The organism is Mesorhizobium sp. WSM3626, from assembly GCF_000513935.1.
GTDB lineage: Bacteria > Pseudomonadota > Alphaproteobacteria > Rhizobiales > Rhizobiaceae > Mesorhizobium > Mesorhizobium salmacidum.
Genome location: NZ_AZUY01000024.1, coordinates 1 through 14,295, shown reverse-complemented (window position 1 = coordinate 14,295; position 14,295 = coordinate 1). Strand labels below are relative to the sequence as shown.

The 14,295-nt window shown below is 64.2% G+C and carries 15 protein-coding genes; 6 read left to right on the top strand and 9 right to left on the bottom strand.

Annotation, left to right across the window (positions count from 1 at the left end; genetic code table 11):
• Positions 1-2: 2 nt before the first annotated feature.
• The 3 genes from M653_RS0117695 to M653_RS0117685 are packed head-to-tail and all read right to left on the bottom strand — an operon-like array spanning position 3 to position 2,744.
• On the bottom strand, positions 3-884 hold the full coding sequence (locus M653_RS0117695; RefSeq protein ID WP_027144548.1) for a MurR/RpiR family transcriptional regulator: 882 nt from the start codon (positions 882-884) through the stop codon (positions 3-5).
• Between the two features lie 16 nt (positions 885-900).
• Positions 901-1,971: an ABC transporter ATP-binding protein gene (locus tag M653_RS0117690; protein ID WP_027144547.1), complete on the bottom strand. Its 1,071-nt coding sequence runs from the start codon at positions 1,969-1,971 to the stop codon at positions 901-903.
• Between the two features lie 2 nt (positions 1,972-1,973).
• The gene (locus tag M653_RS0117685) at positions 1,974-2,744 is read right to left on the bottom strand and encodes an SDR family oxidoreductase (RefSeq protein WP_027144546.1); all 771 of its coding nucleotides are present in this window, start codon (positions 2,742-2,744) and stop codon (positions 1,974-1,976) included.
• Positions 2,745-2,925: 181 nt separating this feature from the next.
• Here M653_RS0117685 and M653_RS0117680 point away from each other — a divergent pair, with 181 nt between their 5' ends.
• The 4 genes from M653_RS0117680 to M653_RS0117665 all read left to right on the top strand — a co-directional run bounded on the left by M653_RS0117680 (position 2,926) and on the right by M653_RS0117665 (position 7,537).
• Positions 2,926-4,152 (top strand): sugar ABC transporter substrate-binding protein, encoded by a 1,227-nt coding sequence (locus M653_RS0117680; protein WP_027144545.1) that lies wholly within the window; start codon positions 2,926-2,928, stop codon positions 4,150-4,152.
• 139 nt (positions 4,153-4,291) lie between these two features.
• Positions 4,292-5,161 carry a sugar ABC transporter permease gene (locus M653_RS0117675; RefSeq protein WP_027144544.1) on the top strand — a complete coding sequence of 290 codons (870 nt, stop codon included), beginning with the start codon at positions 4,292-4,294 and terminating at the stop codon, positions 5,159-5,161.
• Positions 5,158-5,982 (top strand): carbohydrate ABC transporter permease, encoded by an 825-nt coding sequence (locus M653_RS0117670; protein WP_027144543.1) that lies wholly within the window; start codon positions 5,158-5,160, stop codon positions 5,980-5,982. The genes M653_RS0117675 and M653_RS0117670 overlap by 4 nt, the downstream gene beginning before the upstream one ends.
• A gap of 79 nt (positions 5,983-6,061) precedes the next feature.
• Positions 6,062-7,537 (top strand): M81 family metallopeptidase, encoded by a 1,476-nt coding sequence (locus M653_RS0117665; RefSeq protein ID WP_027144542.1) that lies wholly within the window; start codon positions 6,062-6,064, stop codon positions 7,535-7,537.
• 50 nt (positions 7,538-7,587) lie between these two features.
• On the opposite strand, the gene M653_RS0117660 is transcribed toward M653_RS0117665, so the two are convergent.
• The 6 genes from M653_RS0117660 to M653_RS0117635 form a co-directional block, all read right to left on the bottom strand.
• Positions 7,588-9,642 carry a M3 family metallopeptidase gene (locus M653_RS0117660; RefSeq protein ID WP_027144541.1) on the bottom strand — a complete coding sequence of 685 codons (2,055 nt, stop codon included), beginning with the start codon at positions 9,640-9,642 and terminating at the stop codon, positions 7,588-7,590.
• A 90-nt stretch (positions 9,643-9,732) separates the two neighbouring features.
• Complete coding sequence (locus M653_RS0117655) at positions 9,733-10,167, bottom strand: nuclear transport factor 2 family protein (protein WP_027144540.1); 435 nt, start codon at positions 10,165-10,167, stop codon at positions 9,733-9,735.
• Positions 10,164-10,808, bottom strand: coding sequence for a carbonic anhydrase (locus M653_RS0117650; RefSeq protein ID WP_027144539.1), 645 nt, complete (start codon positions 10,806-10,808; stop codon positions 10,164-10,166). Before M653_RS0117650 ends, M653_RS0117655 begins: the two co-directional genes overlap by 4 nt.
• A gap of 147 nt (positions 10,809-10,955) precedes the next feature.
• Complete coding sequence (locus tag M653_RS0117645; RefSeq protein ID WP_027144538.1) at positions 10,956-11,747, bottom strand: DUF429 domain-containing protein; 792 nt, start codon at positions 11,745-11,747, stop codon at positions 10,956-10,958.
• Entirely contained in the window at positions 11,744-12,628 is an 885-nt protein-coding gene (gene pdxY, locus M653_RS0117640; protein WP_027144537.1) for a pyridoxal kinase PdxY, read from the bottom strand. Before pdxY ends, M653_RS0117645 begins: the two co-directional genes overlap by 4 nt.
• A 12-nt stretch (positions 12,629-12,640) precedes the next feature.
• The gene (locus M653_RS0117635; protein WP_027144536.1) at positions 12,641-12,892 is read right to left on the bottom strand and encodes a hypothetical protein; all 252 of its coding nucleotides are present in this window, start codon (positions 12,890-12,892) and stop codon (positions 12,641-12,643) included.
• A 164-nt stretch (positions 12,893-13,056) separates the two neighbouring features.
• Between M653_RS0117635 and M653_RS0117630 the strand changes: the two genes are divergently transcribed.
• Together M653_RS0117630 and M653_RS0117625 are read left to right on the top strand one after the other, a co-directional pair.
• Positions 13,057-13,695, top strand: a complete 639-nt coding sequence (locus M653_RS0117630; RefSeq protein ID WP_027144535.1) for a LemA family protein — start codon at positions 13,057-13,059, stop codon at positions 13,693-13,695.
• A gap of 174 nt (positions 13,696-13,869) precedes the next feature.
• Positions 13,870-14,295: TPM domain-containing protein (locus M653_RS0117625; protein ID WP_032935477.1), on the top strand; the 426-nt coding region annotated here is incomplete at its 3' end.

Sequence of the window (14,295 nt, the reverse complement as noted above, 5' to 3'; positions counted from 1 at the left end):
AATCAATCGCCCAGCGGCAAACGCGGATCGTCGACCTTCAGCGTGTTCACGCTCTGCTTGATGCGGCGCAGGTTCTCCAGCACCTTCGGGCCGCGCGTCTCGGCGACCGATGTCACGATCATGTCGACGATCGCCAGCAGCGCGTAGCGCGACGATGTCGGCTTGTAGATGTTGCCGTCCTCGAGCGGCTGCAGGTGGATGACCGTGTCGGCGGCCTTGGCGAGTGCGGAGTCGGGCGCGGTGACGGCCACCGTGGCGGCGCCGTATTGCTGGGCGACCTGCACCGCCTCGATGACCGAGCGGGCATAGCCGGAGACCGAGAAGGCGACCACGGTGGTGTCCGGCGTGGCGACGGCGGCGTACATGCGCTGCAGTTGCCCGTCGATCTGCGCCAGAACCGGCAGGCCGAGCCTGAACAGCCGATTCTGCATTTCGGTCGCCATCATCGAGGAAATGCCACCCGAACCGATGCACAGCACATTGCCTGACGCAGCAAGGCGCGCGGCGACATCGACCAGCGTCGTCATGTCGAGATTCTCGCTGGCGCGCTGGATGGCTGTGACAGCCGCTTCGGTGATGGCCGACGCAATGCGCTGCTCGCGGGCGTCGCGGCTCAGCGGCTCCGGCGACAGATACTGGCCGCCGATGGCAATGGCCTGCGCCAGATGGAACTTGAAGTCGCGCAGGCCCTCGCAGCCGAGATTGCGGCAAAAACGGGTCACCGTCGGCTCACTGACGCCGACGCGCGCGGCAATCTCGGAGATCGCGGCTTTCGAGGCGAAGTCGAGGTCGGACAGGACGAGGCTTGCCAGCCGGCGATCCGACTTGGTGCCGTCCTGCGACATCAGCTGCAGCCGGGTGATGATGTCGGCAGGCGTCTTCATATCCGAGTTTCCGTCGTCATCTCAGAGGCAGGCCCGTCGCCGTGTCGAACAGATGGATGTTGCCGGGATCGACGGAGACCGGCAGCAGGTCGCCTGGCCGGACCGGCAGCCGGTCGCGGAACACTGCGCGTACCGTATCAGTGCCAATGGCACCATAGACATGGGTTTCGGAACCAGTCGGCTCGACGACGTCAACCTTGAGCGTCATGGTGCCGGTGGCTTCACCGACGATGAAATGCTCGGGCCGGATGCCCGCCTCCACCGCACTGCCTGCCGGCACCGGCTTGCCGGCGAGCGCAAGCCGCCCGCCGCCGACCGACTCGAACCAGGTTTTCTCGGGCGTCGTCTTGAGAGCCCCGGACACAAAACTCATCGACGGCGAGCCGAGGAAGCCGGCGACGAACTTGTTGGCCGGCCGGTCATAGAGCTCCAGCGGTGCCCCGACCTGCTGGATCCTGCCGCGGTCCATCACCACGATGCGGTCGGCCATGGTCATGGCCTCGATCTGGTCGTGGGTGACGTAGACGATGGTCGATTTCAGCCGTTGGTGCAGCGCCTTGATCTCGGTGCGCATCTGCACGCGCAACTGTGCGTCGAGGTTGCTGAGCGGCTCGTCGAACAGGAACACCGAGGGTTCGCGTACGATGGCGCGCCCCATGGCGACGCGCTGGCGTTGGCCGCCCGAGAGCTGGCGGGGGTACCGGTCGAGATAGGAGAACAGGTTGAGGACGCCGGACGCCTTCTTGACCTTCTGGTCGATGGCCGTGCGGTTCTCGCCCCGGATTTTCGGGCCGAAGCCGATATTGTCCGAGGCCTTCAGGTGCGGAAACAGCGCATAGGACTGGAACACCATGGCGATGTTGCGCTGCTGCGGCGGCAGGTCGTTGGCGCGCGTGCCGCCAATCAGGAGATCGCCGGAACTGATGGTCTCCAATCCTGCCAGCATGCGCAGCAAGGTCGATTTGCCGCAGCCAGACGGGCCGACCAGCACCACGAACTCGCCGCTCTTGATGTCGAGGCTGATGTCCTCGAGGATCTTGTGCTGGCCAAAGGATTTCGACAGGTTGCGAAACTCGACGTCGGTCATGGTCACGCTCCCAATATGTCGTCGATGAACGGCAGGCAGCCGGCGGTCAATCCCGCATCCACGGGCATCACCACGCCTGTTACGCCCGAGGCCCGGTCGGAAGCAAGGAAAGCCACCGCTTCGGCGACTTCCGAGGCGTTGACGATGCGGCCGAGCGGATAGAGCCGCTGCAGCTTGCCCAAGATCTCAGGGTCCTTGGCAAGGCGATGGTCCCAGGCGGCGGTGCGGATCGATCCGGGGCAAACCACATTGGCGCGCACGCCGCGGCGGCCGAGCTCGACGGCGATCGATTTGGCATAGGCGTTGATGCCGGCCTTTGCGGCGGCATAGGCGGGGTTGCCGAAATGCGCGATGGCGTTGACGGAGGAAATGAAGACGACGCTGCCCGAACCGCGCGCGGCCATCGCCTTGGCAATGGGATCGGCGAACATCATCACGCCGGTCAGGTTGAGGTCGAGTTCGTGCTCGATCCTGTCCGCCGTCAGCGCATCAAGCGTCTCGGCGCGGGTCCAGCCGGCATTGTTGATCAAGATGTCGGGGACACCGTCCTTTTCAAGCACGGCGGCGATCGCGGCTTCGACCGAGGCCCGGTCGAGAAGGTCGAAGACATGGCGCGAGGCAAGGTGCGGGCTCGCCAGCGCCTCTTGCGACTGGTCGCAGCCGACCACCCGCGCGCCCCTGTCGGCCAGCAGTGCGATGATCGCCGAGCCAAGGCCGCCACCGGCGCCGGTGACTATGACGGTCCTGCCTTCGAATTCGGCTCTCGAAACCACGGCGCTTACTCCTCCCGCAGGTCAGGCAGATGCCGGGAGGCTAAAGAACGAGATGTAATTAAGCAACATGTTAATCCGCTTGCATGCGGCGAATTCATCGATAATGTAGGAAAGTCACATAAATCTTGTGTCAGCACCGGCACAAAGAGCGCGAATGCGCGAAACAAATGGGAGAGATCGGATGAACCTTGCAAAATGGACTGCCGGCCTGATGGCCGGAATGGGCATGCTGGCCTTCGCGGCGCAGGCAGAGGCCGGCGAAGTGCGGGTTACCGTCGCTGAGTACAGCGCCAAGACGGGCCCCTACTTCGAGCAGGTCAAGAAGGAGTTCGAGGCGAAGAACCCCGGCATCACGGTCAAGTTCGAGGTGGTGCCGTGGGATGTGCTCTTACAGAAGCTGACCACCGACATCACCGCCGGCACCAATGCGGATCTCTCCATCATCGGCACGCGCTGGCTGATCGATTTCGTCCAGCAGGATGTCGCCGAGCCGCTCGACAGCTATATCACGCCCGAATTCAAGGGCCGCTTCATCGACACCTTCCTGTCGCCCTCGATCATGGGCGGCAAGACCTACGGCCTGCCGATCGCCGCTTCGGCGCGCGCCATGTATTACAACAAGGAGCTGTTCGAGAAGGCCGGCATCGCCAAACCGCCGGCAACCTGGACCGAACTGCAGGAGGATGCGCGCAAGATCAAGGCGCAGGGTGCCTTCGGTTTCGGCCTGCAGGGCAAGGAGATCGAGACCGACGTCTATTACTATTACGCGATGTGGTCGCAGGGCACCGAGATCCTCAACAAGGACGGCACGTCGGGCCTCGGCACGCCGGGCGCGCTCGAAGCCGCCAAGCTCTACAAGTCGATGATCGACGAGGGGCTGACCGAGCCCGGCGTCACCTCCAACAACCGCGAGGACGTGCAGAACCTGTTCAAGCAGGGCAAGGTCGGCATGATGATCACGGCGCCCTTCCTGTCCAACCAGATCAAGGAGGAGGCGCCGAGCCTCAAATACGGCGTGGCCGCCATTCCGGCCGGTCCGACCGGCGCGCGCGGCACCTATGGCGTCACCGACTCCATGATCATGTTCAAGAACTCCAAGAACAAGGACGAGGCTTGGAAGCTGATGGACTTCCTGTTCACCACGGAGCAGCGCGCCAAGTTCACGCAAGGCGAAGGCTTCCTCCCGGTGAACAAGGAAGAGGCCAAAATGGATTATTACGTCAACAACGCCGATCTCGCCGCCTTCACCGCCCTGCTTCCGGATGCCCGTTTCGCGCCAGTCATCCCGGGCTGGGAAGAAGTTGCCCAGATCACCTCGGATGCCATGCAGAAGATCTATCTCGGCGGCGATCCAGAGGCAGGCTTGAAGGACGCCGCGGCCAAGGCCAATGCGGTGCTGAAGAAATAGGGCGTATCTCCCTGCGCCCGTGGCGCGCTCCCGACTCAGGCGGGCGCGCCACATTTTTGACTTCCTGCCGGGTGCAGCGGATCCGAAATTCGCATAAGCAGAAACTCAGATCCAGCGCACCGGGACTCAACCCAAGCCGATGCAAAATCGCTTCCTGCCCTATCTCCTGACCTTGCCCAGCCTGTTCCTGGCGGCGGTGGTCATCTTCTGGCCGGTCTGGGACCTGATCCAGATCGCGACACATGACGTCAACCGCTTCGGTCAGTTGCGCGAGTTCAGCGGCCTTGCCAATTTCGCCGCGCTGACCGCCGATCCCGATTTTGTCGCCGCACTCTGGCGCACCGGGCTGTGGACCGTGCTGGTGGTCGGCGGCGCGCTGCTGCTCTCGATCCCGGTGGCGATGATCCTCAACACCGATTTCTATGGCCGGGGCCTTGCCCGTGTCATCGTCATGCTGCCCTGGGCGGTGTCGCTGACCATGACGGCGGTGGTCTGGCGCTGGGCACTGAGCGGCGAAAGCGGCATGCTGAATTCGGCGCTGATCGGGCTTGGCCTGATCGACCACAACATCCAGTGGCTGGCACAGGCCGGAACCGCCTTTCCGATGCAGGTTCTGATCGGCATCTTGGTGACGGTGCCGTTCACCACCACGATCTTCCTCGGCGGCCTGTCGTCGATCCCGGACGATCTCTACGAGGCGGCCGCACTGGAAGGGGCAACGCCGCTGCAGCAGTTCCGCGAGATCACCTTTCCGCTGCTGAAGCCGTTCATCAACATCGCCATCGTGCTCAACACCATCTACGTCTTCAACTCGTTCCCGATCATCTGGGTGATGACGCAGGGCGGGCCGGCCAACTCGACCGACATCCTGGTCACCCATCTCTACAAGCTCGCGTTCCGCATCGGCAAACTCGGCGAAGCTTCGGCGGTGTCGCTGGTGATGTTCGCCATATTGCTGATCTTCACCATGATCTATGTGCGCCTCGCGATGCGGGAGCAGCGCGCATGACTGGCAAGCTGAAGCGCACCGTCATCGCCTGGCTGTTGCTGGCGCCCTTGATCGTGGTGACGATCTTTCCCTTCGCGGTGATGTTCCTGACGGCGGTCAAGCCACGGACCGAGGTGCTGACACCCACATGGTGGCCGAGCGAGTTCCGCTGGTCGAATTTTTCCGACATGTGGGTGGCGACCGGCTTCGGCCAGGCGCTGGCCAATTCACTCTATGTCTCGGTGATCGCCACCCTCGGCGCCATCTTGATCTCGGTGCCGGCGGCTTACGCGATGTCGCGCTTTCGCTTTGCCGGTTACGGCGCCTTCCGCCAGTTCCTGCTGATCTCGCAGATGATCTCGCCGATCGTGCTGGTGCTCGGCCTGTTCCGGCTGATGGCCGCCTGGGGGCTGGTCGAATCGACCACCGCGCTCGGCTTCATCTACATGGCCTTCAACGTCGCCTTCACGGTCTGGATGCTGCAGAGCTATTTCGACACCATTCCGCGTGACCTCGAGGAGGCGGCCTGGATGGAAGGCGCCGGCCGCTGGCTGACGCTGCGCAAAGTGTTTCTGCCGCTCTGCCTGCCGGCGATCGCGGTGACGGCGATCTTCACCTTCATCAACGCCTGGAACGAATTCGTCGTGGCGCTGACCATGCTGCGCAGCCAGGAGAGCTACACGCTGCCGATCCAGGTGTTCTCGTTGGTCGCCGGCCGCTACACGATCGAATGGCATCACGTCATGGCCGCGACGCTGCTGGCCACTTTGCCGGTGGCGATCCTGTTCATCTGGCTGCAGCGTTATCTCGTTCGGGGGCTGGCGCTCGGGGCGGTCAAGTAGCGATCCCAGCAAGTCCAGGAAAAGTGCGCGGCGGTTTTCCGTCCGGAATTGCGAAAAACAAGAAGTCCATGGAGCTTTCATGCGCGTCTTCACCGCCTCGCTGGCGACGGAAACAAACACCTTCTCGCCGGTGCCGACCGACCGGGCCTCGTTCGAGATGGCGTTCTATGCCGGGCCGGGCAAGCATCCGGAAACGCCGACCCTGTGTTCCTCGCCGATCGTGGCGCTGCGCCGTCGCGCGGCCGCGGAAGGTCTGACCGTGATCGAGGGCACCGCGACCTGGGCCGAGCCCGGCGGCCTGGTGCAGCGGCAGACCTATGAAGCGCTGCGCGACGAGATACTCGGCCAGCTCAAGGCGGCACTTCCGGTCGATGCCGTCATTTTGGGCCTGCATGGCGCCATGGTGGCGCAGGGTTATGATGATTGCGAGGGCGATCTGCTGGAGCGCGTGCGCGGCATTGTCGGGCCCGGCGTGGTGATCGCCTGCGAGTTCGATCCGCACAGCCATCTGACGCCGAAGCGCGTGGCGGCCTCCGACATCATGGCCTACTTCCTCGAATTCCCGCACACCGATTTCTACGAGCGCGGCGAACACGTCGTCGAACTTGGACTTGCCGCGGCGCGCGGCGAGATCAAACCCGTCATCTCGACCTTCGACTGCCGCATGATCCAGGTGCTGCCGACCAGCCGCGAACCGATGCGCTCCTTCGTCGACCGCATCAAGGCGCTGCACGGCAAGGACGGCGTGCTGTCGGTCTCGGTCATCCATGGCTTCATGGCCGCGGACGTGCCCGAAATGGGCACGCGCATCCTTGTCGTCACCAACGATGACAAGGCCAAAGGCGATGCGCTGGCCGAGCGGCTGGGACGCGAGCTCTATGCCATGCGCGAAACGACGGCGATGGCCATGCTGAGCGCGGCCGACGGCATCGATCGGGCGCTGGCCGTTCGCGCCGAAAATCCCGGCAAGCCCGTGGTCATCGCCGACATCTGGGATAATCCCGGCGGCGGCGTTCCCGGCGACGGCACCATCGTGCTTCGCGAACTGCTGGCGCGGGGCATCACAAGCGTCGGCGTGGCGACGATCTGGGATCCGATCGCGGTGACTTTCTGCCAGGCAGCGGGCGAGGGCGCGGTCATCGACCTGCGCTTCGGCGGCAAGGCCGGGCCGCAGGCGGGCGAGCCGATCGATGCGAGCGTGACGGTGTTAAAGGCCGTCGGCGAAGGCTGGCAGAGTTTCGGTCCGAGCCGCGTGACATTGGGACCGTCAGCGGTGGTGCGCATCGAAGGCACCGAGGTCGATGTGATCCTGAACACCAATCGCACGCAGACCTTCGAGCCGGATATCTTTTCCAACATCGGCGTCGATCCGCTGACGAAGGACATACTGCTGATCAAATCAACGAATCATTTCTACGCCGGCTTCGAGCCGATCGCCGCCGAGATCATCTATGTCGCTGCGCCGAGTTCGTATCCCAGCAATCCGGCGGCGACGAATTACACGAAGCTGACCCGGCCGGTGTGGCCAAGGATGGCTGATCCTTGGGCGGTGTAGGGTTCTTCCTTCTCCCCTTGTGGCCCACAAGGGGAGAAGGAAAAAGGGCGCTACACCAATCCGCGCTTGACCATCATTGCTTCCGGCGAAGGCATCTTGCCGCGAAAGGCCGTGTAAAGCTCCTCAGGGTCCTTCGAGCCGCCGGCTGCATAGATGTTCTTCCTCAGCCGCTCGGCCAGCGCCGGGTTGAAGGGATCGCCTGTTTCCTCGAAGGCGGCGAAGGCATCGGCGTCGAGCACCTCGGACCACATGTAGGAATAATAGCCGGCCGAATAGCCCTCGCCCGCAAAGACATGGCCGAAATGCGGGGTGCGATGGCGCATCGCGATCGTGTCGGGCATGTCGAGCTTTTCCAATGTTTCGGCCTCGAAACGAAGCGCTTCCTCCGGCGCATCGGGCCGTGCATGGTAGGCCATGTCGATCAAGGCAGAAGCGGTGAACTCGACGGTGGCGAAGCCGGCGCCGAAAGTGCGCGTGGCCAGCATCTTGTCGAGCAGCGCCTGCGGCATCGGCTTGCCGGTCTTGACATGCAGTGCGTGCTTTTCCAGCACCGCCGGCACCGTCAGCCAGTGCTCGTAGAGCTGCGAGGGCAATTCAACGAAGTCGCGGCTGACCGAGGTGCCGGATACCGACGGCCAGGTAACGTCGGTCAGCATGCCATGCAGCGCATGGCCAAACTCGTGGAACAAGGTCTTCGCCTCGTCGACCGACAGCAGGGCCGGTTCGCCCGCCGGCGGCTTGGCGAAGTTCATGATGTTGTAGATCACCGGCTGCGAGCCATGTCCGAGCTTGTAGCCAGACTTCAGCGCGCTCATCCAGGCGCCGGAACGCTTCGAGGGCCGCGCGAAATAGTCGGCCAGGAACAGGCCGCGCTCGCTGCCGTCGGCGTTTTTCACCACGAACACACGCGCCTCCGGATGCCAGGCGGCGATGCCCTTCTTCTCCTGGAAGGTGATGCCGAACAACCGTGTCGCCACGTCGAAACAGGCATCGATGATGCGGTCGAGCTGCAGATAGGGCTTCAGCTCCGCCTCGTCGAAAGCGAACTTTTCCGCGCGCAGCTTCTCCTGGTAGAAACGCCAGTCCCAGGCAGCGAATTTTTCGTTGCTGCCGGCTTTCGCCGCCAGCCGCTCCAGCTCCTTCTGGTCGGCGGCGGCTTTTTCCAGCGCCTTTTCCCAGACCGGGTCGAGCAGCGCATGCACCGTCTTCGGCGTCTTGGCCATGGTGTCGTCGAGCTTGAGCGCGGCGAAGGAGGCGTAGCCGAGCAGCTTCGCCTTCTCGGCGCGCAGCTTCAGCATGTCGCGCACCACCGTCGTGTTGTCGGACGCGCCGCCATTCTGGCCGCGCATGGTGAAGGCGCGATAGGCGATTTCGCGCAGGTCGCGGCGTTCCGAGAAGGTCGTGAACGGCTCGTAGATCGAGCGCGACAGGGTGACGGCGTAGCGGCCCTTCCGGCCGCGCATCTCGGCGGCCTCGGCCATCGAACTTTTCACGAAATCCGGCAGGCCGGCGAGGTCGGCCTCGTCGAGGAACAGCGCCCAGTCGCGCTCGTCGGCCAGCACGTTCTGACCGAAAGTCGTGCCGAGCGACGACAGCTCCTCGTTGATCTTGGCCAATCGCGTCTTGCCGTCGGCGTCGAGCTTGGCGCCGGAACGCACGAAGCCTTTCCAGGTCTTCTCCAGGACGCGCAGCGTCTCGGGATCGAGCTTCAGAGCTTCGCGGCGCTGGTAGAGGTTGTCGATACGGGCAAACAGCTTCTCGTTCATCGAGATCGCCGAGAAGTGCCTCGATATCTTCGGCGAAATGTCGCGCTCCAGCGCCTGGATCGTCTCATTGGTGTAAGCGCCGGCGCGGCACCAGAAGATCGACGAGACATGATCGAGCGCCTCGCCGCCAAGTTCCAGCGCGGCAAGCGTGTTCTCGATGGTCGGTACTTCCTTGTTGGTGGCGATCGCGTCTATCTCCGCCTCATGCGCCTTCAGCGCGGCGTCGAAGACGGGGGAAAAATCACCGTCGCCAATATGGGCAAAATCGGGCAGACCGAGCGGGCCTCGCCACACGGTCAACGGATGGGCGGCAAGATCGACGACTTTCGTGGAGGGCATGGAGGGTCTTTCGCTGGCGGCAGGAAGGAGGGTATCACCGATGTAGGACGCTGCCTGCTGACCCGCAATATACCAGTTGGCCGCTCCGCCTCAGTAGCCCTCGCAGGTTTCGGCGATCGCGGCTTGCGAGCTGGCGGTGATGCGGTTGTCGCTCACCGCGAAGGTTTCCTGCATCAGCATGTCATTGTTGGGGAAATCGTAGCAGGCGATCACGGTGGTGACCCCGCCTTCGCTCTTCTCGATGCGGTGGCGGATAGCAGCACCGGCAACCGCACCTTTCCATTCGTCGAGCGAAGCGATGAATTCCTGTTTGCTCTGGACGACGCCGAGGTCGTCGAGCTTGATGCGGACGTCGTCGGCGAGCAGGTCCGCCAGTTCGGTGCGATCGGCGACCAGCAGCGCCGAATACCAGCGGCTGATGATGGCGCGGTCATCGGCGCGAGCGGCCATGATCGCCAACAGCAATACCGCTGCCGTGAAGACGACCGGCCGGACGTCCGTCAGCTGGCGCGCGGCCCCGTTCATTCCAGCACCGGCCGCTCGAAATCGCCGGTCTCCTTGTTCATCACCCAGAGCTCGCCGGTCGAAATGTCGAACCACGCTCCGTGCAGCGACAGCCGCCCCTTGCCCTCGAGGATCGAGACGCAGGGAAAGGTCCTGAGATTGGCGATGGAATAGCGGACCGAGATGCGCTCGAGGGCCGTCTGGCGCTCTGTCGCCGTCATGAAGGTGCTGGCCGACACCGTCTCGGCAGCCGGCGCGATCAGGCTCATCCATTTGCCGATGAAGTCGCCGGGAGACAGCGGCGCGGAATTGGGGTCGAGCGCGGCGCGAATGCCGCCGCAGCGGCCGTGGCCCATGACGACGATGTTCTTGACCTTGAGGCTCTGCACGGCGAATTCGAGCGCCGCCGAGGTCGAATGGAACTCGCCGTCCGGCTCGTAAGGCGGCACCAGATTGCCGACATTGCGCAGCACGAAAAGCTCGCCGGGGCCGGCGTCGAAGATCGCCTCGGGCGCGGAGCGCGAATCGCAACAGGCGACGATCATGGTCTCGGGCGCCTGGCCTTCGCGGGCGAGCTCGCGATAGCGGCCGCTCTCGGTGAGGTAGCGGCCGTTCATGAAATTGCGGTAGCCGGCGAGGAGGTGGTCGGGAAGATGAGGCATGGGCGGCTAAGGCCTTTCCGGTTGGAGGCGGAAGCTCGTTGCGGTCGACGAAAGGCTCTAACGGTAAAAGCCCGCTGCGAGCAATGCAGAATTGCGGTGGCTGGCCATAAATGTCATGCGCCAAAGCGGGAACGCCCGCCGGCTTTGTCACGCCCAGATCGCGACCGGTATGCCAAAACCGTCAGCGAGCGGCGGGTTGGGAAACGGTTTTGCTTTGCCGCCAACGATGCGGGCGGCGATCAGCATCATGGCCGCCGCATCGAGGAAATCATCGGCGGCCGCACCACGTGGCGGCGGCTGGTCGAGGAAGTCCATGTCATAGCCGTGCCGGCAAAGCAGCGCCTTGCGTTCCGCCATGCCGGCTGGATTGACGCTGCCCTTGATCTTCTTCGGCAACAGCATGGCCCGATCGCCGTTCAGGCGGCAGAAGGCGACTTCCGGGTGCGATTCGAAGACGCGACCGCGCAGCTCGGGCCGCGCGATCAGCAACGCGTCGATCTCGCGGATTTTCGAGAAGATGCCGAAGGCCTGGATAGAAACGCCGCGCGGCGGATCGGATGTGGTCCTGGCCACCTCGCTTGCCCTGATATGTGCCGCGTACCAGGCTTCGATCGTGGTGAAGCCGCCGGTGTCGGCATAGAGCGCGGCGCGCGATGGGATCGAAAAGACGCTGGACTGGCGCGCGCCGAGCAGCGGCCGCACCTGCGCCTCCGGTCCGCGCCCGCCCTTTTGCGAAAATTCCGGTAGGCCGATCGGCATGTCGACGGCGACGATCGCGTCGTGGGGGATCGCCGCCAGCAAGGCGGCGAAGGTGGGGAAGACATCGACCGACGGCGCGGCGTCGGGGTTACGAGGTGTCGAACCGGGTTCGCGCAGCACGGCGATCCAGCCGGCCTTGCAGCCATCGGCGCCGACGAGCACGACTTTGGCCGGGGTCACGCCCGGCGGTCCCGCCCCGGATGCGTGAGGTGGCGCAGCTGGACCATGGCCATCGGGTGCGACAGGCTCTGCGCATCGGTCTCGAGCTGCAACTCGTCGCCGCCGCGTTTTGCCGTGCGCGCCAGGATCTCGTAGACCGCCGCCGTGGTCGACTGCAGCGCCTTGATCGCCGGCTGGCCGGACAGGATGCGCGCCAGGTAGACCGCCGCGGTCAGGTCGCCCAGGCCGTTCGGCGGCTTGTCGATCAGGCGGTGTTCGGCGAGCAGCGCCTGGGTGCCGTCGAGCAGCAGATTGCCGGTGCCGCCTGAAATCATCGACGGTGCCGAGGTGACCAGCATGGTCGACGGTCCGGCATGGAGTGCCGCCGAGATCACCGATTTCAGGTCGGGCAGCGGCGCGCCGGCCATCCATTCCAGCTCATAGCGGTTGGGAGTGGCGATGTCGGCGATCGGCATCAGCCGGTCGCGCATGACGGCGGCGGTGGGCTCGGGCACATAGAGGCCACCGGAATCACCCATCACCGGATCGCAGATATAGACGGCGTCGGGCGTCCTCGCCTTGACCGCGGAGACCAGAGAGGCGACCGCCTCGGCCTGGCCGGCCTCGCCGAGATAGCCCGACAGCACGGCACCTACCTCACCGAGCCACGGCGCGCGCTCCAGATCGGCCATCAGCGCCTTGAACTGGTCGAGCGGCGGCACGATGCGGGTCGCGCGGCCATGGCCGGGATGCCATGGCAGGATGATTGTCGGCACCGCCCAGACCGGAAAACCCAGCGTCTCCAGCGCAAAGACGGCGGCACGGTTGCCGACCGAGCCACGCGCGACATGGCTGGAAATGACGATGACCGCGCGCGGCGCGTCGGTTTTTTCGGCGCTCATTGTTTTTGATTCCTAGCTGCCCCGGGTGAGGAAAAGCACGAGCCAGACCATCAAGCCCAGCGCCAGAAGCAGGCCGAGTATCCTGCCAACGCGCGTACCCCAGACTTCGATCGGGTCCGAGCGGTCGGCATCGGCCGCGGAAACGTGGTCGCGCATGCCTTTTGTCGTCCGTGTCACGAAAGAGTTGCCGGCCGGATCGGTCTCCTGCGCGACGCGCTGGAGGATACGGCGCGATTCCCTGTCGCTGTCCTGGCCTTCCGGCATGATGATGTCTCGTTTTGGTGGAACCTTATCGCGTTCGCGCGGCCAATCACAGGGCCTTGCGCGGGGGCGATCCACGCCGGGCCTGCTGCAGAGGTCGGGGCCGTTTTCTTGCGCGCCGATTGTGGTAATGCTTCGGATGCAACTTCTATCGAGGGACCCCCATCATGCTTGCCCAGCGCCTTGCTCGACCATCGACATTCCGCACGCTGCCCGCCTTCCTGATGATGGCAATCGTGCTGCCGCTGCTTGCCGGCTGCGGCTACAACACGATCCCGACGGCGGAAGAAAACGCCAGGGCGGCATGGAGCGAGGTGTTGAACCAGTATCAGCGCCGCGCCGACCTCATCCCCAACCTGGTCGAGACGGTCAAAGGCTATGCCTCGCATGAAAAGGACACGCTCGACGCCGTTGTCCAGGCGCGGGCCAAGGCGACGCAGATCACGGTGACGCCGGAAACGTTGAAGGATCCGGAAGCGCTCAAGAAGTTCCAGGATGCCCAGGCAGGGCTGACCAGCGCACTGTCGCGGCTGATCGCGGTGTCGGAGGCCTATCCCGACCTCAAGGCTAACCAGAATTTCCTGGCGCTGCAGGCGCAGCTCGAAGGCACGGAGAACCGCATCGCGGTGGCGCGTCGCGACTACATCCAGGCCGTCAGGGACTACAATCTGACGCTGAAGACGTTCCCGTCGGTGCTGTGGGCGACCTTCTGGTTCCGCGGCAGCGAGCCCTTCGCCAACTTCACCGTCGAGGAAGACAAGATGCAGCCGCCGAAGGTCGATTTCGGCACGAAGCAGGGCGGGTGAACGGCGACTGTCATCGGAATAAATTCCGCGAAAAGACGGATCGCTGGCGTGCAAACACCCCCCTCTGTCCTGCCGGACACCTCTCCCTCAAAGGGGATTGGCAGCTTTGCGGCCGGTTTCCACTCTCAATCCCTGGCGATTGGCGAAACCCTGTATGACATCCAATCTCTCGCCATGAGGGGGAGATGTCCGGCAGGACAGAGGGGGGCGCGACAGAACGCCAACCTGGTTTTTCTTGGCGCGTTATTCTGCCTTTTCCTCCTCTTGCCCCTAATCGCCTTCGCTGCCGATCTGCCGGCGCTCACGGGCCGCGTGGTCGATAATGCCGGCATCATCGATGCCGCGACCAAGGCGGCGCTGACGCAGAAGCTGGCGGACTTCGAAACCAAGGGCTCGGACCAGATCGTCGTCGCCACTATCCCCAGCCTCGGCGGCGAGGAGATCGAACCCTACGCCAACCGGCTGTTCCGCTTCTGGAAGCTCGGCCAGGCCAAGGAGAACAACGGCGTTCTGCTTCTGGTCGCGCCCAACGACCGCAAGATGCGCATCGAGGTCGGCTATGGGCTGGAAGGCACGCTGACCGACCTGCACACCAAGCTG

Excerpts from the sequence above, each read along its gene's own strand:
- M653_RS0117695 (WP_027144548.1), bottom strand. The coding sequence starts at position 884 with ATGAAGACGCCTGCCGACATCATCACCCGGCTGCAGCTGATGTCGCAG.
- M653_RS0117690 (WP_027144547.1), bottom strand. The coding sequence starts at position 1,971 with ATGACCGACGTCGAGTTTCGCAACCTGTCGAAATCCTTTGGCCAGCAC.
- M653_RS0117635 (WP_027144536.1), bottom strand. The coding sequence starts at position 12,892 with ATGCCGGAAGGCCAGGACAGCGACAGGGAATCGCGCCGTATCCTCCAG.
- M653_RS0117680 (WP_027144545.1), top strand. The coding sequence starts at position 2,926 with ATGAACCTTGCAAAATGGACTGCCGGCCTGATGGCCGGAATGGGCATG.
- M653_RS0117670 (WP_027144543.1), top strand. The coding sequence starts at position 5,158 with ATGACTGGCAAGCTGAAGCGCACCGTCATCGCCTGGCTGTTGCTGGCG.
- M653_RS0117660 (WP_027144541.1), bottom strand. The coding sequence starts at position 9,642 with ATGCCCTCCACGAAAGTCGTCGATCTTGCCGCCCATCCGTTGACCGTG.
- M653_RS0117665 (WP_027144542.1), top strand. The coding sequence starts at position 6,062 with ATGCGCGTCTTCACCGCCTCGCTGGCGACGGAAACAAACACCTTCTCG.
- M653_RS0117655 (WP_027144540.1), bottom strand. The coding sequence starts at position 10,167 with ATGAACGGGGCCGCGCGCCAGCTGACGGACGTCCGGCCGGTCGTCTTC.
- M653_RS0117675 (WP_027144544.1), top strand. The coding sequence starts at position 4,292 with ATGCAAAATCGCTTCCTGCCCTATCTCCTGACCTTGCCCAGCCTGTTC.
- pdxY (WP_027144537.1), bottom strand. The coding sequence starts at position 12,628 with ATGAGCGCCGAAAAAACCGACGCGCCGCGCGCGGTCATCGTCATTTCC.
- M653_RS0117650 (WP_027144539.1), bottom strand. The coding sequence starts at position 10,808 with ATGCCTCATCTTCCCGACCACCTCCTCGCCGGCTACCGCAATTTCATG.
- M653_RS0117630 (WP_027144535.1), top strand. The coding sequence starts at position 13,057 with ATGCTTGCCCAGCGCCTTGCTCGACCATCGACATTCCGCACGCTGCCC.